Origin of the sequence: Blattabacterium cuenoti (assembly GCF_014252315.1) — a bacterium.
In the GTDB taxonomy this organism is placed as follows: domain Bacteria; phylum Bacteroidota; class Bacteroidia; order Flavobacteriales; family Blattabacteriaceae; genus Blattabacterium; species Blattabacterium cuenoti_AI.
This window is the reverse complement of record NZ_CP059216.1, coordinates 167,641-188,944: the sequence shown is the minus strand read 5'-3', so window position 1 is coordinate 188,944 and position 21,304 is coordinate 167,641. Positions and strand designations below refer to the sequence as shown.

Annotated in this window: 20 protein-coding genes; 13 read left to right on the top strand and 7 right to left on the bottom strand. The window is 21.9% G+C overall.

Annotation, left to right across the window (positions count from 1 at the left end):
* Nucleotides 1–123: 123 nt before the first annotated feature.
* Both H0H39_RS00895 and H0H39_RS00890 read right to left on the bottom strand, forming a co-directional pair.
* Nucleotides 124–507 (bottom strand): hypothetical protein, encoded by a 384-nt coding sequence (locus H0H39_RS00895; protein ID WP_185877519.1) that lies wholly within the window; start codon nt 505–507, stop codon nt 124–126.
* Between the two features lie 683 nt (nt 508–1,190).
* The gene (locus tag H0H39_RS00890; protein ID WP_185877518.1) at nt 1,191–1,685 is read right to left on the bottom strand and encodes a dihydrofolate reductase; all 495 of its coding nucleotides are present in this window, start codon (nt 1,683–1,685) and stop codon (nt 1,191–1,193) included.
* 19 nt (nt 1,686–1,704) lie between these two features.
* On the opposite strand from H0H39_RS00890, the gene H0H39_RS00885 reads away from it, so the two are divergent.
* A complete protein-coding gene (locus tag H0H39_RS00885; protein WP_185877517.1) occupies nt 1,705–4,407 on the top strand; it encodes a valine--tRNA ligase in 2,703 nt (900 codons plus the stop codon).
* 11 nt (nt 4,408–4,418) lie between these two features.
* On the opposite strand, the gene H0H39_RS00880 is transcribed toward H0H39_RS00885, so the two are convergent.
* From H0H39_RS00880 to H0H39_RS00870, 3 genes are read right to left on the bottom strand one after another with little or no spacing between them, the layout of a single operon-like run.
* Entirely contained in the window at nt 4,419–5,198 is a 780-nt protein-coding gene (locus H0H39_RS00880) for a TPM domain-containing protein (RefSeq protein ID WP_185877516.1), read from the bottom strand.
* A gap of 1 nt (nt 5,199) precedes the next feature.
* Nucleotides 5,200–5,805: a LemA family protein gene (locus H0H39_RS00875; RefSeq protein ID WP_185877515.1), complete on the bottom strand. Its 606-nt coding sequence runs from the start codon at nt 5,803–5,805 to the stop codon at nt 5,200–5,202.
* Nucleotides 5,802–6,242 (bottom strand): nucleoside-diphosphate kinase, encoded by a 441-nt coding sequence (locus H0H39_RS00870; RefSeq protein ID WP_185877514.1) that lies wholly within the window; start codon nt 6,240–6,242, stop codon nt 5,802–5,804. The genes H0H39_RS00875 and H0H39_RS00870 overlap by 4 nt, the downstream gene beginning before the upstream one ends.
* A 66-nt stretch (nt 6,243–6,308) precedes the next feature.
* On the opposite strand from H0H39_RS00870, the gene H0H39_RS00865 reads away from it, so the two are divergent.
* From H0H39_RS00865 to rplT, 11 genes are all read left to right on the top strand, one after another.
* A complete protein-coding gene (locus H0H39_RS00865; protein WP_185877513.1) occupies nt 6,309–8,738 on the top strand; it encodes an alpha-ketoacid dehydrogenase subunit alpha/beta in 2,430 nt (809 codons plus the stop codon).
* Between the two features lie 83 nt (nt 8,739–8,821).
* A complete protein-coding gene (locus tag H0H39_RS00860; protein WP_185877512.1) occupies nt 8,822–9,880 on the top strand; it encodes a branched-chain amino acid aminotransferase in 1,059 nt (352 codons plus the stop codon).
* A gap of 22 nt (nt 9,881–9,902) precedes the next feature.
* On the top strand, nt 9,903–11,669 hold the full coding sequence (gene argS / locus H0H39_RS00855) for an arginine--tRNA ligase (RefSeq protein ID WP_185877511.1): 1,767 nt from the start codon (nt 9,903–9,905) through the stop codon (nt 11,667–11,669).
* A gap of 26 nt (nt 11,670–11,695) precedes the next feature.
* Nucleotides 11,696–13,048 carry a signal recognition particle protein gene (ffh, locus tag H0H39_RS00850; protein WP_185877510.1) on the top strand — a complete coding sequence of 451 codons (1,353 nt, stop codon included), beginning with the start codon at nt 11,696–11,698 and terminating at the stop codon, nt 13,046–13,048.
* Nucleotides 13,049–13,184: 136 nt separating this feature from the next.
* Nucleotides 13,185–14,792, top strand: coding sequence for a glycerol-3-phosphate dehydrogenase/oxidase (locus H0H39_RS00845; RefSeq protein WP_185877509.1), 1,608 nt, complete (start codon nt 13,185–13,187; stop codon nt 14,790–14,792).
* A gap of 34 nt (nt 14,793–14,826) precedes the next feature.
* Nucleotides 14,827–16,320: a glycerol kinase GlpK gene (gene glpK / locus H0H39_RS00840; RefSeq protein WP_185877508.1), complete on the top strand. Its 1,494-nt coding sequence runs from the start codon at nt 14,827–14,829 to the stop codon at nt 16,318–16,320.
* 15 nt (nt 16,321–16,335) lie between these two features.
* The gene (locus H0H39_RS00835) at nt 16,336–17,085 is read left to right on the top strand and encodes an MIP/aquaporin family protein (protein WP_185877507.1); all 750 of its coding nucleotides are present in this window, start codon (nt 16,336–16,338) and stop codon (nt 17,083–17,085) included.
* Between the two features lie 20 nt (nt 17,086–17,105).
* Entirely contained in the window at nt 17,106–18,341 is a 1,236-nt protein-coding gene (gene thrS, locus H0H39_RS00830; RefSeq protein ID WP_185877506.1) for a threonine--tRNA ligase, read from the top strand.
* Nucleotides 18,342–18,393: 52 nt separating this feature from the next.
* Nucleotides 18,394–18,933, top strand: coding sequence for a translation initiation factor IF-3 (gene infC / locus H0H39_RS00825; protein WP_394798441.1), 540 nt, complete (start codon nt 18,394–18,396; stop codon nt 18,931–18,933).
* A gap of 7 nt (nt 18,934–18,940) precedes the next feature.
* Nucleotides 18,941–19,129, top strand: a complete 189-nt coding sequence (rpmI, locus tag H0H39_RS00820; protein ID WP_185877505.1) for a 50S ribosomal protein L35 — start codon at nt 18,941–18,943, stop codon at nt 19,127–19,129.
* Between the two features lie 6 nt (nt 19,130–19,135).
* The gene (gene rplT, locus H0H39_RS00815; RefSeq protein ID WP_185877504.1) at nt 19,136–19,483 is read left to right on the top strand and encodes a 50S ribosomal protein L20; all 348 of its coding nucleotides are present in this window, start codon (nt 19,136–19,138) and stop codon (nt 19,481–19,483) included.
* Here rplT and def read toward each other — a convergent pair.
* Both def and H0H39_RS00805 read right to left on the bottom strand, forming a co-directional pair.
* Complete coding sequence (gene def / locus H0H39_RS00810; protein WP_185877503.1) at nt 19,474–19,974, bottom strand: peptide deformylase; 501 nt, start codon at nt 19,972–19,974, stop codon at nt 19,474–19,476. The two genes, rplT and def, sit on opposite strands and share 10 nt — an antisense overlap.
* Nucleotides 19,975–20,061: 87 nt before the next feature.
* Complete coding sequence (locus H0H39_RS00805; RefSeq protein WP_238785658.1) at nt 20,062–20,409, bottom strand: RuvX/YqgF family protein; 348 nt, start codon at nt 20,407–20,409, stop codon at nt 20,062–20,064.
* A gap of 76 nt (nt 20,410–20,485) precedes the next feature.
* Between H0H39_RS00805 and H0H39_RS00800 the strand changes: the two genes are divergently transcribed.
* Nucleotides 20,486–21,304: a 2,3,4,5-tetrahydropyridine-2,6-dicarboxylate N-succinyltransferase gene (locus H0H39_RS00800; protein ID WP_185877502.1), complete on the top strand. Its 819-nt coding sequence runs from the start codon at nt 20,486–20,488 to the stop codon at nt 21,302–21,304.

The window sequence follows — 21,304 nt, the reverse complement described above, 5'->3', positions numbered from 1 at the left end:
ATTAATTTTTAAAATTTATATTTAAATTATTTTATTAATTATGGATTTTTTTATATATTTTTTATTGAATTTATGAAATAATCTAATAATTGATTTTTATATTATATTATTGTAATTTTTATTTTATACTATTTTTCTTTTTATATTATTTTTATATCTATCTATTTTTTCATCATATTCAAATATATATTTATCTATATTTAGATTATCTGAAATATTACTCATTTTTTCTTTTAAATTTTTTAATTTTATATTTAAGAAGAATTCAGAGTCTAATTTATCAAATTCATTTATATATTTAGGATCTTTTTTTCTTAATGATTTATATTTGTTATCTAATTTTTTTTCATATTCTTTTAGTTCTTGTAATTCTTTTTCTTTAAGAATTTTATTCATTAAACTAACATTTTCTTTTTCATTAATATCTACAACTTTTGTATCACAAGAAATAGAAAAGATCGCTAATATAAACAATATTATTGAATACCAATATTTAATAATGTTCATAATAAGCATTATAGTTTAAATATTAAATAATTAAATATATAAAAATATTAATAATTTTTCATAAAAAAATAACTACAAGATTTAGTATATTTTAGAACGAATGATTATTAATTGTATTAATCAATTATTATGAATCAGTTAATAAAACTATCTATAATAAGGTATATAATATAGTAAAATACAATCAGGAGTATATGTTTTATTACTTAAAGAAAAAATTTATGATAAATCAAAATTACCTTTAATTGTAGAAAATTAACAAGCAAAATCTATTGTTAATTCTATAAATAAAATAGTAAAATAAATAATTATAAATTATTTACACATGATTTACTTTTTTCATTTGCAAAAAATTTTTCACTTAAAATCTATTATAATTTATAAATTAATTAATGGAATATTTTTTTTTATATATATAAAATAAAATTTCTGATGTTATAGCTTTAGCTGTAATATTTAAAATTACTATTTATACAACAAAAAAAAATTATTAGTTTACTAATAATGTTCTATAAATATAAGAAAATGAATTTCTATTTCTAAAAGAAAAAAATCAGGTTAAAAATCTTGGAAAAATAACAAATAAAGATCTCAATATATTATTATATAAAACTATTATTAATGAATACTATGAACTTTCTGCACAAATAAAAAAAGAATTAGATAAAAGAGATTAATTTTATTTATTTTCTTATTAAACTTATGAAACTATAATCGTATAAGTGAAATTTATCTTTTTTATTAAAAAGTTCTTTTGTTTTTTTCCATTTATTTATATTTATTTTTGGAAATTTAGTATCACCATTAAAATGTTTATGAACTAATGTTAGTTCTATTTTTTTCGCTTTTTTTATCATTTTATTATATATTTGTCCTCCTCCAATAACAAAAATTTCTTTGCAATATAAATGTTCTATTTCTTCATAAGAAGAGACAATTTTTATATTTTTTTTTTCTATTAAATGTAAAAATTTATTTTTTTTCCTTGTCAGGATAATGTTTGTTCTTTTTGTAAGTATTTTTCCTATTGAATCAAAAGTTTTTCTTCCCATAAGAATATACTTTCCTAAAGTTAATTTTTTAAATCTTATTAAATCATTAGGAAGATGCCACATTAATTTATTATTTTTTCCTATAAATCCATTTTTGGAAACAGATGCAATTAATATTATATTCATTAAAAAAATTATTATTTTTATGGATATTTCTATTAAATATGATTCAAAATTTGTAGAAAAAGAAATATATGAAAAATGGATAAAAGGTAATTATTTCTCATCTTTTCCAGATGATAGAGTTCCTTATACAATTATTATGCCTCCTCCAAATATTACTGGAGTTCTTCATATAGGACATATGTTAAATAATACAATACAAGATGTTTTTATAAGATACGCTAGAATGAATGGATATAACACTTGTTGGATTCCTGGAATTGATCATGCATCTATTGCTACAGAAGCTAAAGTATCAGAAAAATTATATAAAGAAAAAGGATTAAATAAATTTGATTTAGGAAGAAAAAAATTTATTTCTTTAGTATTACAATGGGTAAAAGATCATAAATATATTATATATGATCAAATTAAAAGATTAGGATGTTCTTGTGATTGGAATAGAATTAAATTTACAATGGATGATAAATTATATAAATCCGTTATAAAAGCATTTGTAAAATTATATAAAAAAGGATATATATATAGAGGATATAAAGTAGTTAATTGGGATACAGTTGCAAAAACTACTATATCTGATGAAGAAGTAATTTATAAAAAAAAAACTGAAAATTTATATTATATAAAATATAAAATAGAAAATGAAGATAATTATATTATCATAGCAACTACAAGACCTGAAACTATATTTGGTGATACAGCCGTTTGTTTTCATCCTGAAGATGAAAGATTTATTCATGTAAGAGGAAAAAACGTTATAGTTCCAATTATTAACAGATCTGTTCCTGTAATACAGGATTCATTATACGCAGATATGAATTTTGGAACAGGATGTTTTAAGGTTACTCCTGCTCATAATATTAAAGATAAAATTCTTTCAGATAAATATAAATTAGATATAATAAATATCTTTAATAAAGATGCTACTATAAATGATAATGGATACCATTATAAAGGTATAAATCGTTTTCGTGTAAGAAAAATGATAGTTGAAGAGTTAAATAATTTAGGATTTTTATTGAAAAAGGAAAAAATTATTCATAATATAGGATTTTCAGAAAGAACATTTTCTATAGTTGAATATATTCCGTCTATACAATGGTTTTTAAAAATGGATGATATAGTTAAACCAGCTATAAAAGCTGTAAAAAATGAAAAAATACAGTTTTATCCAAAAAAATATAAAAAGATTTATTTTCAATGGATGAATAAAATATGTGATTGGAATATATCTAGACAATTATGGTGGGGGCATCGTCTTCCTGTATATTATTATGGAAAAGGAAATAATAATTTTGTGGTAGAAGAAAATATAGAAAAGGCTTTAATAGAAGTAAAACGTATAACTAATAATTATAATCTTACTTATGATGATCTTAATCAAGATATGGATGTCTTGGATACATGGTTTTCTTCTTGGTTGTTACCTTTGTCATTATTTGATGGAATTATATATCCAAATAATTTAGAACTATGTTATTATTATCCTACTGATAATTTAATTACTGGATCAGATATATTATTTTTTTGGGTTGCAAGAATGATTATGTCTGGATTATTTTTTAAAAAAAAAATACCTTTTAAAAAAGTTTTTTTTACAGGTATTATTAGAGATTTTAATAATAAAAAAATATCAAAATCATTAAATAATTCTCCTAATTACATTCATTTAATTGATAAATATGGAGCAGATGCTGTTAGATTTAGTATGATATTAAAAAATGTTGATGGAAGAGATTTTCATTTTGATGAAAAAATATTTATTCAAGGAAGAAATTTTATAAATAAAATATGGAATTCTTTTCGTTTAATACAAAGTTGGATTAATAAAAAAAATAAAAATTGTAATTCTATTTTTATTGATGATGATAATATAAAAATTATAAATAATTATGTTTCTAATTGGATAAAAAATCGTTTTTATTATATATTAAAAATATCTGATTACAATATTAAAAATTTTAAATTAAATGAATCATTAATGATTTTATATAAATTTTTTTGGAATGATTTTTGTTCTATTTATCTTGAAATAATAAAATTAGTTAATAAAAAACATGGAATATCTAATAATATACTTGATTTTACAGTAAACCAATTTAATAAAATTTTAAAATTATTTCATCCATATATTCCTTTTATTTCAGAAAAAATTTGGAGTATTATAAATAAAAAAGAAAAAAAAAATGTTTTAATTATTTCATCATGGCCAAAAAAAAATAAGTATAATATGGAGGTCATTTATTCTTTTAAAAGAATTATTAGTATTATATCAAAAATACGTAATATTATAAACGAAAATAACATACCTAATATCCATAATTTCATATTATTTTCTATGAAAAAAGAAAGTAAAGAATGTAAATTGATATTATCAAATATGGTAAATGTTTCAAAAGTAATTTATTTATCAAAAGAATTAAATAATTCTTCTTTTTTATATTTTTTTATCATAGATTCAGAAAAATTTTTTATTTCTATAGAAGAAAAAAAAACGTTAAAATATAAATACTATAAAAAAAATAAAAATTTTATTGATGATATTAATAATAAAATACTTCATTTTAAAAAAATGTTATATATAATTGATAAAAATTTATCAAATAATAAATATATATTATATGTACCAAAACATATTCTTTTAAAAGAAAAGAAAAAAAAAATGGATATTTTAGAAAAAATAATATTTCTAAAAAAATATTTAAAGTTTTTGAAAAAAAATTAAAAATACTAACATTACCAAGTATCTTCACTACCTCCACCTCCAAAGCTACCTCCATTACCAAATCCATCAAAATCATCTTCATCATTATATTCATAATGATAATGATTTTGATTATTAATATTATTGTTATTTTTAAATAAGTTTATCATAAATAACGTATTTATTAATGAAAAATCAATTCCTAATATTTTTGGGAATATAAAAAAAATCAGTATAAATAAAACTATACTTGTAATTATGGAAATTATATTTGATTTTTGTCTAACTATTTTTTTTTTATAAAAATAATTTCCTAATTTTTTATATATATTTGTTATACAATAATTAATAGTTTTATAATAAAAACCTTTTTCTAAAAAAGGTTTACTTTTATTAAGTATTTCTTTTGTTGAAAAATCTGTTAAATAAGGTTCAATTCCATATCCATTTTGTATGGATATTTTTTTATCTTTAATTGATAATAATATAACAATTCCATTATTTTTTAATCCACCTATTTTCCATTTTTCACCCCATTCTTGGGCTATCATTTTTGGATCATTTTTGTATATACTATTAACTAATATCACCAATATTTCTGTAGATGTATTATTAGAATATAATATTAATTTTTTATTAATATCTTTTATTTCTTTTATAGATAAAACATTTGCATAATCATGAACAGGATATATTACATTAGGAGGTTTTGGTATTATAAATGTAGTAAATTCTTTTCCTTCTAATTTTATTAAAGAAATAATATTTAATAATATTAATAAAAATAATATTTTCTTAAAAACTATTTTCATATTAATAATGTGAAAAATCTATCAATGGAGATTTATTTGATCCATTTTGAGATTTAAAATATCCTTTTTCTTTAAACTTATCAAAAAAATTTGCAATAATTATTTTAGGAAATTGATTTCTATAAGTGTTAAAATTACCAACTTGTTCATTAAATCTATTTCTTTCAACATTAATTCTATTTTCAGTTCCTTCTAATTGGTTTTGTAATTCAGAAAAATTTTTTGTAGATTTTATATCTGGATAATTTTCTACTACTACTAATAATTTTCCTACGTAATTATTTAAATTTTCTTGTGTTTTTTCAAATTTATTTATTTGATTTTGATCTAATTCATTTGAATTTAATTGAATAGAATTAGCTTTAGATCTAGCTTCTACTATTTGTGTTAATGTTTTATTTTCAAATGAAGCAGCTCCTTTTACTGTATTAACTAAGTTTGGTATTAAATCTAATCTTCGTTGATAAACATTTTCTACTTGCCCCCATTGATTTTTTATCTTTTCATTTAATAGTATTAGATTATTGTATATACTAATACTCCAAAGACCTATTATAGTAAAAAAAATTATTATAGATATAATAATATTAAAAAAATATTTTTTCATGATTTTATGATATTATTTATAATGTTTGGAAAAAAAAAAATACATTCTTTGATAGCTTTTATGTTACTATCAGATCCATGAATTGCATTCTTTTCTAAAGAAGTTGCATATAAATTTCGTATTGTACCTTTTTTTGCAATTATTGGATCTGTATTTCCTATCAAATTTCTAAAATCTTTTACTGCATTATTTTTTTCTAATACCATTGGTACTATAATACCGGAAGACATAAATTTTATTAATGAATTAAAAAAATATTTTTTTCTATGTTCTTCATAAAATTTTGATATTAGATTTTTAGAAATTTTAACTGTTTTTATTAATTTTACATTAAATCCTGCATTAAATGTTTTTATTAAAATAGGGCATATATATCCATTTTTAACCGCATCTGGTTTTATGATAGAAAGAGTTATTTTTCCAAAATAATTTATCATTATAACAATTATGAATATAATTTTCAAAATTAAAAAAAGAAATTTATAAATGAAAATTCTGTTATCATGAATAATAAAAGATTTTATGATTTATTCAATAAAATGTCTTTTAATTCCTTGAAAAAAATGATATTAAAAGATTATAAATTAGCTAAGATAAGTCGTGAAACTAGTATTTTAGGTAGAAAAGAAGTCTTAAATGGAAAAGCTAAATTTGGAATATTTGGTGATGGAAAAGAAATTCCTCAAATAGCTATGTCTAAAATTTTTAGAAATGGTGATTATCGTTCTGGATATTATAGAGATCAAACATTTATGATGGCTATTGGAGAATTAACAGTTAAAAATTTTTTTTCTCAATTGTATGCTCATTCAGATATAAAATTTGATCCTTCTTCATCAGGAAGAATGATGACTTCTCATTTTGGAACACGTTTTTTAAATGAATATGGGGAATGGGATGATCTTACTAAAAAAAAAAATTCTAGTTCTGATATTTCTCCTACTGCATCTCAAATGCCTAGATTATTAGGGCTAGCACATGCTTCAAAAATTTATAGAAAACTAAAAAATTTAAAATTTACACATAAAAAATTTTCAAAAAATGGATATGAAGTAGCTTTCGGTACTATTGGAAATGCAAGCATTTCTGAGGGGTTATTTTGGGAAACTATAAACGCAGCATCAGTATTGCAAGTACCTATAATACTATCTATTTGGGATGATGAATACGGAATATCAGTTCCTAATAAATACCATTTTTCAAAAAATAATATAGGAGATTTATTATATGGATTTATTAGAAATAAAAATGAAAAAGGTGTTGAAGTTTTTCAAGTAGAAGGAAGTAATTATATTGATCTTGTAAATACATATTTTATAGCAAATAAAATAGCTCGTTATGAGTATGTTCCTGTAATTATTCATGTAAAAAATTTAACACAACCACAAGGTCATTCAACTTCTTCTTCACATGAAAGATATAAACCAAAAGAACGATTAGAATGGGAATATAAAAACGATAGTTTAATAAAATTTAGAAATTGGATTTTAAATTTTGAACTTAAAGGATCTAAAATTGTAGATGGAGATTTTATTTTATCTAAAATAGATATAGAAGCTAAAGAATATGTTAAAAATGAACAAAAAAAATCATGGAATGATTTTAAAAAATCTATTGATAAATTAAAAAATGAAGCATTAAATATTATTAATAATAATATAAACTATAATAATATAAATAATAAATATTTTTGGATAAATAATTATATAAAAAAATTAGAAAACAAAAATATAATTAATAAAAAATCAATATTTATTTTAATAAAAAAAATACTGTATACATTAGATAAAACAAATTTTTATTCAAAATTGAAATGTATTTTAACAAATTGGATAAATAAAAAATATAAAGAAGAACAAAAAAATTATTCTTCACATTTATTTAGTAATTCTAAACAATCATTTAAAAATATAATAGAAATTTTTCCAACATATAATAAAAAATATATTAATAAAGTAGATGGAAGAATAATATTAAGAGATAATTTTGATAAATTGTTAGAATTATATCCTGATCTTTTAATATTTGGAGAAGATGTTGGAAAAATGGGTGATGTAAATAAAGGATTAGAAGGATTACAGAAAAAATATGGAGAAAATCGTATATTTGACACTGGAATACGAGAATCTACTATTATAGGTCAAGGTATAGGCCTAGCTATGAGAGGATTACGCCCCATAGTTGAAATACAATATATAGATTATTTATTATATGCATTACAGATTATGAGTGATGATCTAGCCTGTTTACAGTATAGAACTAAAGGCGGGCAAAAATCTCCTCTTATTATAAGGACTAGAGGTCATCGTTTAGAAGGTATATGGCATTCTGGATCTCCTATGGGTGGTATAATTAATTATTTGAGAGGTATTTTAATATTAGTTCCAAGAAATATGGTTAAAGCAGCTGGATTTTATAATTCATTATTATTATCAGATGATCCAGCTTTAGTTATTGAATGTCTTAATGGATATAGGATTAAAGAATTATTACCTAGTAATTTAGGTTTATTTAAAACTCCTATTGGTATAGTAGATATAACAAGAAAAGGAAAAGATATTACTATAGTAACATATGGATCTACTTGGAAAATTGTAGATGAAGCTGCAAAAGAATTAATTAAATTTAATATAGAAGCTGAAATTATTGATGTTCAATCTTTATATCCATTTGATTTACGTAAAGATATAGTTAAAAGTTTAAAAAAAACTAGTAAATTATTAATTGTAGATGAAGATGTTCCAGGAGGAGCCTCTGCATATATATTACAAAATATTTTAGAAAAACAAAATGGTTATTATTATTTAGATAATAAACCTATTACAATAACAGCTAAAGAACATAGACCTGCTTATGGATCTGATGGTGATTATTTTTCTAAACCTTCTATTGATAATATTATAGATAATGTATTAAAAATAATTATAGAATAATAATTTATTGAAATTATTGGTATTATCCATATATTTATTTAATGATATTTTATGTTATATATTATTTGTGAATTAATATAAATATGAAAATAGAAAAAACATTTTTATCACAATTAAGGAAAGTTAATTTTAAAAAAATATCTTTTGGTAGTTATTATTCTGATCATATGTTTTGTTCTGAATATAGAAATGGAATATGGAAAAATTCTACGATAAAACCATTTGGAAACATAGTTGTTTCTCCTATATCACTTGTTTTTCATTATGGACAAGCTGTATTTGAAGGAATGAAAGCATATAAAGATAAAAATAACAATGTTTTTTTATTTAGACCAAAAGAAAATTTTAAAAGAATGAATAGATCTGCTATTCGTTTAGAAATGCCTTCTATTCCAGAAGAAATATTTATGAACGGATTAAAAAAATTAATTGATTTAGATAGAGATTGGATTCCTAACAATTATGGTCAATCTTTATATATTCGTCCTTTTTTAATAGCAACAGACGGAATTTTATCAGCGAAACCATCTAAAAATTATATGTTTATGATTATATCAACTCCAGTTGATTCTTATTATAATAAACCTTTAAAAATAAAAGTAGAGGAAAAATATGGAAGATCTGTTTCAGGTGGAGTAGGGTTTGCAAAAGCTGCTGGAAATTATGCGTCTTCTTTTTATCCAACTAGATTGGCTAACGAAGAAGGATTTGATCAAATTTTATGGACTGATTCTTCTACTCATACTAAAGTAGAAGAATCAGGAACTATGAATGTTTTTTTTCTATTCAAAGATACATTAATTACTCCTAAATTTAATGATAACATATTAAGTGGGATTACTTGTAATAGTATTATTTCTATAGCTAAAAAAGATAAAATAAAAGTTGAAGAAAGAGATTTAAATATATTGGAAATTATAGAAGGATTAAAAAATGGAGAGTTAAAAGAAGCTTTTGGATGTGGAACAGCTGCTGTTATAACTTTTTTTAAAATAATTAGTTATAAAGGTATTGACTATTGTTTACCAAAAATATCTGATAAAAATAGGATTTCTATGTATTTAAAAAAAAGATTATTAGATATACAACATAATTTATCTAAAGATCCATTTAAATGGAGATTTTTATTAGAAAAGTCATAATATTAAAAAAATAAATCATACAATGAATAATCATCTGAAATATGATGTAAAAACAGTAGAAAAGTCTGTAAAAAATGCTGTATTTTATTTATATAAAATTAATATAAATTTAAATTTTCAATATACTAAAAATAATAATTTAGGAGATATATCTTTAATATTATTTTCATTATCTAAACAATTAAATAAATCCATAAATGAATTAGGAAATAATATAGGATATTATGTACAAAATGAATTAAAAGGATTTGTAAAATTTTCTATATATAAAGGATTTTTAAATTTTACTTATTATAATAAATATTATATATTTTTAATTATAAAAATGTCTAGTATAAATTTTTCTGACATAAAAGACTTTTTTTCTTTTAAAAAGAAAAAAATTATGGTAGAATATTCATCTCCTAATGCAAATAAACCACTTCATTTAGGCCATTTAAGAAACATATTAATAGGATCGTCTATTTCTAATATATTAAAAATAGTTGGTCATAAAGTAATACAAATACAAATAATTAATGATAGAGGAATACATATTTGTAAATCTTTATTATCATGGAAAAAATTTGGAAATGATAATACCCCAAAAAAAAGTAATATAAAAGGAGATCATTTTGTCGGAAAATATTATAGTTTGTTTGATAAAATTTATAATGATGAAATTAAAATATTTAAAAATAATGAAACTCCAATTTTAAAAAAAGCAAGAAATTTGTTAAAAAAATGGGAAAAAGGAGATAAATTAATTATAGATATATGGAAAAAAATGAATAGTTGGGTTTATGATGGATTTAAAAATACTTATAATGATTTAGGAATTAATTTTGATAAAACAGAATATGAAAGTCAAATTTATAAATTTGGAAAAGATATTATAATAAAAGGATTAAAAAAAGGTATTTTTTTTAAAAAATCTGATGGATCAATTTGGATTAATTTAAAAAAAGATGGATATGAATCAAAGCTATTGTTAAGATCAGATCAAACATCTGTATACATTACTCAGGATATAGGAAATGCTATAAAACGTTTTAAAGAAAATAATATAGATGAAATGGTTTATATTGTAGGAAAAGAACAAGAAAGTCATTTTTGTAATCTATTTAAAATATTAAAAAGATTAAAATATACATGGGTAAAAAAAATATTTCATTTATCATACGAAATGGTTTTTTTACCAAGTGGTAAAATGAAATCAAGAGAAGGAAATATTGTTGATATAGATAGCTTAATATCTAAAATGGAAAATACGGCAAAATATATTTTTTACAAAAAAAAAGATAAAAAAATTAATAAATCATTTAATTATTCTTATAAAGAAATAGGATTATGTGCATTGAAATATTATTTTATTCAAATAGATCCAAAAAAAAAAATTATTTTTGATCCTGTTAAATCAATAGATTTTAAAGGTAAAACAGGTGTTTATATCCAATATACCTATTCTAGGATTCGTTCTTTAGAAAAGAAATTTTTTAATTTATGTGTTATTGACAATTTTTATTTTGATAATATTACATTAAATATATATGAAAAAAATATGATTAAAATTCTTTATAAATATTTAATAATTTTAAACAGTTCAGCTAATAAAATGAATCCTTCTTTAATAGCTAATTATGTTTATGATGTTTCTAAAACATTCAATCATCTTTATCAAAAAAAAAGATTAATTAATACTATGAATATTATTAGCAGTAATTTTTGTATGCATTTTATTCACATTACAGGTAATGTTATAAAATCCGCAATGAATTTATTAGGTATAAAAATGGTAGATCAAATATAACATATTAAATTAATACTCATTTACAAATGTTCAAAACTTTACAAAAAAAAATTGGTAATGCCTTTCGTGTTTTAAAGGGAAATAATAAAATTACAGAAATAAATGTTTCTATTGTTTTAAAAGAAATAGGTAAAGCTTTAATTGACGCAGATGTTAATCATAAAGTTGTATCAGAATTTATAAAAAAAGTAAAAAATAAATATATTGGAAAAAATGTTTTAGATGATTTAAATCCAAAACAACTTATTATAAAGTTAGTACATGATGAATTAGTTAGTATAATGGGAGGAAAAAAAGTAGATATAAATATATCTAAAAATCCTTCAATTATTTTATTATTTGGATTACAAGGAAGTGGAAAAACATCTTTTTCTTCTAAACTCTCTCTTTTTTTAAAAAAAAAAGGTAAAAATCCTTTGTTAGTAGCTGCAGATATTTATAGACCAGCTGCAATAGATCAACTAAATGCTTTAGCAAACAAAATTAATGTTCCTGTTTTTTCTTTAAAAGAAAATAAAAATGTAATTGACATCATAAAAAAATCTATACCTCATGCATATAAAAACAAAAATAATATTATTATTATTGATACAGCTGGAAGATTAGCTGTAGATGATTTTATGATGAAAGAGATACAACAAATTAATAATAATTTTGATTTAAATGAAAAATTATTTGTTGTAGATTCTATGACTGGACAAGATGCAATTAATACTGCAAAAAATTTTTCTAATTTATTAAATTTTGATGGTATTGTAATAACTAAATTAGATGGTGATAGTAAAGGAGGTGTAGCTATTACTATATCAAGTGTAACTAAAAAACCTATAAAATTTATAAGTATTGGAGAAAAAATGGATGATATAGAAATTTTTTATCCAGATAGAATGGCTAATCGTATATTAGGAATGGGAGATGTAGTTTCTTTTGTTGAAAAAGTACAAGAACAATTTGATGAAAAGAAAACTAATAGAATTTATAATAAAATATCTAAAAATAAATTTAATTTTTATGATTTATTAGATCAAGTAAATAGAATAAAAAAAATGGGTAGTATAAAAAATATAATATCTATGATACCTGGTATGGAAAAGTTTTTTTTATTTGATAAAAAAGAAAATTCTTTTAAAAGAATAGAAACTATTATTTTATCTATGACTCCTGATGAAAGAAAAAATCCAAAATTATTTGATGACATAAACAGAAGGATAAGATTATCTAAAGGATCTGGATATCCTTTAAAAGATATAGATATGTTTTTTAAACAATTTTATAATATGAATAAAGTACTAAAAAAGATAAATACTTCTGGATATTCAGGAAAACAAATTATAAAAGATTTTTTATCTAAAATGATAAATAAAAGTAATAATATTTAGTTTAATTTTTAATTAAAATTTTATTTTATTAAAAATATTTTTAATTTTGTTCGTTTAATTTTTTTTAATAAACTACAAACAAATTACTACTAATATAATTATGGTATTTAAGCTTAAATTTTTCATTTTATAAAGTATGATGATAAATTTTTTGAATAGAGGGAAATTTTTAAGCATTTTAAAAAGTATTAACATTTGGGATGTTATAGTTATTGGAGGAGGAGCGACTGGAATAGGAATAGCTTTAGATTCTTCATCTAGAGGATATAAAACTCTTTTATTAGAACAATCAGATTTTTCTAAAGGGACTTCTAGTCGTAGTACTAAATTAATTCATGGAGGAATTAGGTATTTATCTCAAGGAAATATAAAATTAGTTTATGAAGCTTTAAAAGAAAGAGGATTTTTATTAAAAAATGCTCCTCATTTAGTAAAAAAGAAAGAATTTATTATTCCAATTTTTAATTGGAAAACAGGAGCTTTGTATTGGACTGGATTAAAATTATATGAATGGTTATCAGGATCATTAAGTTTTGGAAAATCAAAATTTTTATCTAGAAATGATATCATAAAAAAAGTACCTGAAATAAAACCTAATAATTTAAAAGGAGGGATAATATATTATGATGGACAATTTGATGATTCTCGATTAGCTATTAATTTGGCACAAACTTGTGTTAAAAAAGGAGGAATTTTACTGAATTATTTTAAAGTTAAAAATTTAAAAAAAGAAAAAAATAAAATATCAGGAGTATTGGCTTTTGATGTTGAAAACAATATAGAGTATTCTATTAGATCTAAAGTTGTTATAAATGCTACAGGTATTTTTTCTGAATCTATTTATAAAATGGATGAAAATAAATGTTCATTATCAATTAAACCTAGTCAAGGAACTCATATTGTTTTAAATAGATCTTTTTTTAGCAGTGAAAGTTCTATAGTAATTCCTAAAACTTCTGATGGAAGAATTTTATTTTGTGTTCCTTGGTATGATCATGTATTGGTAGGAACTACTGATACTTTTTTAAATAAAATAATTCTTGATCCAGTTCCATTAGAAAATGAAATTAATTTTATACTTAAAACATTTAAAAAATATTTTATTTTTAATCCTAAAAAAAGTGATATATTAAGTGCTTTTTCAGGTCTTCGTCCTCTTTTTTATCCATATGGTAGTAATAATACTAATACTAAAGCAAAAGATATATCTAGATCACATAAAATTATAATTAGTAAATCTGGATTAATTAACATAATAGGAGGAAAATGGACTACATATAGAAAAATGGCTGAAGATGTTATTAATAAAGCTATTATTGTAGGTAATTTATACAAAAAACCTTCTATAACAAAAAATTTAAAAATTCATGGATCCAATTATAATGAAAAAGAAAAAAATAATATTTATTGGAAAAAGTATGGAGAAGATGAATATAATATAAAAAAATTGATATGTGAAAATCCTATTTTAGGAAATAAATTATTTCCTAACAGTAATTTTTGTTTTACTGAGGCTGAAGTTATATGGATGGTACGTTATGAAATGGCTAGAACTGTTGAAGATGTTTTAGCAAGAAGATTTAGATTATTATTTTTAAATGCAAAAAAAGCAATAGAAATAGCTCCAAAAATTGCATCTATAATGGCTAAAGAACTATCAAAAAACAAAGATTGGGAAAAATCTCAGATAAATTATTTTAAAAAATTAGCTATAAAATATTATTATCCATCATCTTATAATTAAAGATAAGAATATAAAGTGGTAATTTTCTTTATATATGAATAAATATGTATTATCCCTAGATCAAGGAACCACTAGTTCTAGAGCTATTATATTTGATAATGTTGGCAATATAATTTCCATAGCTCAAAAAGAATTTACTCAGATATATCCTAATCCTGGATGGGTTGAGCATAACGCAGAAGAAATATGGTCTACACAAGCTTCTGTTGCATTAGAAGCAATGTTAAAGGCAAATTTGAATGGAAGTAATATTGTATCAATAGGAATAACAAATCAAAGAGAAACTACTGTAATATGGGATAAAAATACAGGTAAACCTATTTTCAATGCTATAGTATGGCAAGATAGAAGGACATCAAAGTATTGTGATCAAATTAAAAAGGAAGGATTAACTGAAATGATTAAAAAAAAAACAGGATTAATAATAGATCCATATTTTTCTGCAACTAAAATAAAATGGATATTGGATAATATTCCAGAAGCAAGAAAAAAAGCATACTCAGGATCATTAGCTTTTGGTACAATAGATTCATGGTTAATATGGAATTTAACGGGAAGAAAAATTCATGTTACAGATGTAACTAACGCTTCTAGAACTATGTTATTTAACATTAATACTTTAAATTGGGATAATGAATTAATTGATTTATTTAAAATTCCATTAAATATTTTACCGGAAGTAAAATCATCTAGCGAAATATTTGGATATACTACAGGAAATATTCTTTCTTATAGAATACCTATTTCTGGAATAGCTGGAGATCAACAAGCATCATTATTTGGACAAATGTGTACTAAAATTGGAATGGTTAAAAATACTTATGGAACAGGATGTTTTATGTTAATGAATGTAGGAGATAATCCAGTTTTTTCTCAAAATAATTTAATTACAACTATAGCATGGAAAATTAAAAATCAAGTTCAATATGCTTTGGAAGGTAGTGTATTTATTGCTGGAGCAGTAGTACAATGGCTTAGGGATGGATTAGGTATTTTATCATCTTCTAATGAATCAGAAAAATTAGCATCGTTAGTAAATAATACCGAAGGATTATATATTGTTCCTGCTTTTTCTGGATTAGGAGCTCCTTATTGGGACCAAAAAGCAAGAGGTATTATTGTTGGAATAACAAGAGGAACTTCATATGCACATTTTGTTCGTGCAGCATTAGAAAGTATAGCATTTCAAAATATGGATATTTTAAAAGCTATGGAAGCAGATTCTGGAATTTCTATTAAAGAGCTTCGTGTTGATGGAGGAGCAACTGTAAATAAATTATTAATGCAATTTCAATCAGATATACTTAATGTAGGTGTAGTAAAATATAAAATATCTGAATTAACAGCTGCTGGTGCAGCCTATTTAGCTGGATTAGCTGTTAATTATTGGAGTAGCTTAGATGATATTAAAAATAAATGGAAAATGAAAAAAATAATATTTAATCCTAGAAAAATGTCTGGAAGATTAGAAATAATTGAAGGATGGAAAAAAGCAATTAAAACAACTCGTTATTGGTCTATACAATAATAAATATATTTAATTATGAAAGCAATATATGCAGAAATAATAGGAACAACAATATTAGTACTTCTAGGAAATGGAGTAGTAGCTAATGTTGTTTTATCAAAAACTAAAGGAAATGAAAAAAATGGAGAATGGTTGACTATAACAATAGGATGGGCTCTAGCTGTTTTTATGGGAATTGTAGTATCTGCTCCATATAGTGGAGCACACTTAAATCCATGTGTTACAATAAGTTATGCTATAATTGGTAAAATTACATGGAACTTAGTTCCATTTTATATATTGTCTCAATTAATAGGGTCAATGTTAGGATCTTTTATAGTATGGATTTTGTATAAAGATTATTTTTTAAATACCAAAAGTGAAAAAGATAAATTATCTGTTTTTGTTACAATACCTGCTATAAAAAATTTATTTTCTAATTTTTTCAGTGAAGTTTTATCTACATTTGTATTTATTTTCATTTCATTATTTCTTACTTCTGAAGGAAGTATTTTTCTTAGAGAAGAAAAAAAAATTCCTGTAGGATTAGGTGCCTTAGGTTATTTACCATCTTCTTTATTAATATTAGGAATTATATTATCATTAGGAGGAGCTACAGGTCCAGCTATAAATCCTACTAGAGATCTAGGTCCTAGAATAATTCATTCTATAATACCTATTTCTGGAGGTAAAGGAAATAGTGATTGGGGATATGCTTTTGTTCCTATAATAGGACCTATTATAGGATGTATAATGGCATCTATATTATATTTGTTTTTAACATAAAAAATATTTTATATAAATATATGATTGAAAATAAATCTATTTTTCATAATAGAGATCATAGAAAAATTGGAAAAAAATTAAAATTATTTCTTTTTTCTGAAGAAGTAGGTAATGGATTACCATTATGGCTACCTAAGGGGGTTATTATTAGAGATAATTTAGAAAAATTTTTGATTAAAATACAAAAAAAGTATGGATATGAAATGGTTATAACACCACATATTGGTAATAAAAATTTATATGTTAAAAGTGGACATTGGAATAAATATGGAAAAAATAGTTTTAGACCAATACAAACTCCTTGTGAGGAAGATGAATTTTTATTAAAACCTATGAATTGTCCTCATCATTGTGAAATTTATAGATCTCAAGAATGGTCTTATCGTGATTTGCCTAAACGTTTTGCAGAATTTGGAACGGTATATAGATATGAAAAAAGTGGAGAATTACATGGATTAACTAGAGTAAGATCTTTTACTCAAGATGATGCTCATATTTTTTGTACATATGATCAATTATTATATGAATTTAAAAAAGTTATAAACTTAGTATTTTATGTATTTAAATGTTTAGGATTTAAAGAATATACTGTAAGAATATCTCTTAGAGATCCAAAAAAAATAAATAATTACATAGGATCTAAAGAAAATTGGAAAAATGCAGAAAATATAATATTAAAATTAGTTAAAGAAGAATGTATAGAATCTACTATTAGTTATGGGGAAGCAGCTTTTTACGGTCCAAAATTAGATTTTTTAGTAAAAGATTGTCTAGATAGAAATTGGCAATTGGGAACTATTCAAATAGATTATAATTTACCTGAAAGATTTAATTTATATTACAAAGGAAAAGATAATAAAATACATCGTCCTGTTATGATTCATAGAGCTCCTTTTGGTTCTTTGGAGAGAATAATAGCAATAATGATTGAGAATACTAAAGGTAATTTACCATTATGGATGGTTCCTGATCAAGTTGTTATACTTCCTATTAGTAATAAATATATTGTTTATGCAAAAAAAATTTTAAATTTAATGTTAAAGAATGATATTAGAGTTTTTATAGATAATAGAAATGAAAAAATTAGTAAAAAGATTAGAGATTCTGAAAATAATAAAATACCTTATATGGTTATACTAGGGGAAAAAGAGGAAAAAGGTGATTTAATATCATTAAGGCGTCATGGGTTAGGACATATAGGAAAATTTTCTTATATTAATGGTATAAAAAATATTTTGAATAAAATAAATTTTTAAAACTTTAAACATTATAAAAAAGAAATTATCAAAAGGAAACAAAAGAAGAAGAATCTATAGAGCAGTATCAAAAAAACGAGATATTCATAGAATTAATGAAAATATTAAATCTAATATGATCCGTTTAGTTGAAGATTCCAATATGAAAAGTGGAATATATAATACTAAAGAAATGATTTCTGTTGCTAGAGAAAGAAATTTGGATTTAGTTGAAATTAATCCAAAATTAACTCCTACAGTTTGTAGAATTCTAGATTATAAGAAATATTTATATGAACAAAAAAAGAAGAGAAAACAATTTAAAGCAAAACAAACAAAAATAAATACTAAGGAAATTAGATTTGGACCTCAAATAGGAGATCATGATGGAAAAGTAAAGGTAAAAAGTGCTGAAAAATTTTTAATTCGTGGAGATAAAGTTAAAGTATTTGTTTTTTTTAAAGGACGTTCTATAGTTTATAAAGAACAAGGAAAAATTAAATTATTAAAATTTGCAGAAGAAATTGAAAAATATGGAAAAGTAGAACAAATGCCAGTTATGGAGGGGAAAAGAATGTATATGATTATAGCTCCTAAAAAATTTATAAATTAATTTTATTATGACCAAACTGAAAACAAAATCAGGATCAAAAAAAAGATTTAGAAGAACATCTAGTGGAAATATAAAAAGAAGACATTCATATAAAAGTCATTTATTAACAAAAAAATCAAAAAAAAGAAAAAGACATATTAATAAATTCTATTTGATAAAAAAATCAGATAAAAGTAATATAAATAGACAAATATAATTATTAATGCCAAGATCAACTAATTCAGTTTCATCCAGAAAAAGAAGAAAAAAAATTATTAAATTAGCTAAAGGTTTTTATGGATCTAGAAATAGAATATATACTGTTGCAAAAAATGCTGTAGAAAAATCTCTTTTTTATTCATATTCAGGAAGAAAAAAAAGAAAAAGAGATTTTAGATCTTTATGGATAAGACGTATAAATGCTGGTGTTAGAATATATGGAAAATCTTATTCTGATTTTATAAATAAATTATTAAAAAAAAATATAAAAATTAACAGAAAAGTGTTATCTGATATATCTACAAATGATTCAACTAACTTAAAAAAATTAGTAGAGTATATTTACTCGTGATTATAATTAAATTTTTTTTTTATAAGTTTTTTGTCTTTTACATAATCTGTAAGTAGTTTTCCATTTAAATGATCATATTCATGTAATATAACTCTTGCATATATTCCATCGAAAAATTTTTTCTTTTTTTTAAAATTACGATTATAGTATTCAATTATTACATTAGATTTTCTATTTATAGGAACGTTTATTCCAGGAATACTAAGACATCCTTCATTAAATTCAAATTCTTTCCCAAAAATTTTTATTATTTTTGCATTTATAAATGTTTCTTCATAATTTTTATTATTATCATATGGTATATTTAATATGAATATTTTTATGTTTTTTCCTATCTGAGGAGCAGATAATCCTAATCCATTTGCTTTATTAACAGTTTCAAACATATTAGTTATTAATTGTATGATTTCTTTTTTTGAATAAGAAAAATCTATATTTTCGCATTTTTTTCTTAAAATAGAATTTTCATAAAAAATAATAGGTAATATCATAATAATAAAAATTTAATTTTCATTTTTTAATTTTAAGGTAAGATTGTAATATAATAATAGCACTAATTTTATTTAAAATTTTTTTATTTATTTTTTTTTTAAATTCATATTCATAGAAATTATAGTTTGTTCAGATATTTTTGATGTAAATCGTTCATCTACTCTTTTAACTTGTATTTTTGGATATAATTTATAAAATAATTTTAAAAATTTTTGTATTCTTTTTTCTAAAAATATTTCAATTTTATTATTTAAATCTATAGGCATTCCAACTACCAATTCATCAATTTTTTCACAAATAATTATTGATTTTAAAATGTATATCAAATTTTTAGTCAAAACATAATCTAACCCAAATGCAAATATTTTATTTTCATCTGTTATTGATAATCCAGAAACAATTTTTCCATAATCTAATCCCAATATTTTTCCCATATTATCAAAAAAATTATTTTTTACAATATATATATATTTGTTAATTTTGTTAACAAAAAAATCTTAGATAAATAAAGTGGATAGATTAAGATTAGAAATAGAAAATGCATGGAAAAAAAAAGAAGCATGGTTAATTGATAAAAATATAAAAAAATCAGTTATAGAAGTTATTGAAAACATAGAAAAAGGATCAATAAGAGTATGTAATTTTTTAGATAAAAAATGGATAGTTCATCAATGGATAAAAAAAGCTATAATAATATATTTTTCAATTCAAAAAATGAATAAAATAAAAATAGGTCCATTAGAATTTTATGATAAAATTCCATTGAAAAATAATTTTCAAGAAAAAAGTATACGTGTAGTTCCTCATGCTATTGCTAGATACGGATCATATATATCTCCTGGAGTTGTACTTATGCCTTCTTATGTTAATATAGGAGCATATATAGGAAAAGAAACTATGATAGATACATGGGCTACAGTTGGTAGTTGCGCTCAAATTGGAAAACGTGTTCATGTAAGTGGAGGAGTAGGTATAGGAGGAGTATTAGAACCCTTACAAGCACATCCTGTTATTGTAGAAGATGATGTTTTCTTGGGGTCAAGATGTATATTGGTTGAAGGAGTACTTATTAAGAAAGGAGCTGTATTAGGATCTAATGTTGTTTTGACAGCAACCACAAAGATTTTTGATATAACAAATAATAGTCCTATTGAAATAAAAGGCTTTGTCCCTAGGTATTCTGTAGTTATACCAGGTTCTTATCCTAAAAAATTTCCTGCAGGTATATATTATGTTCCATGTGCTTTAATTATAGGAAAGAGAAAAGAAAGTACAAATAAAAAAACATCATTAAATGATGCATTAAGAACGCATAATATTTCAGTATAA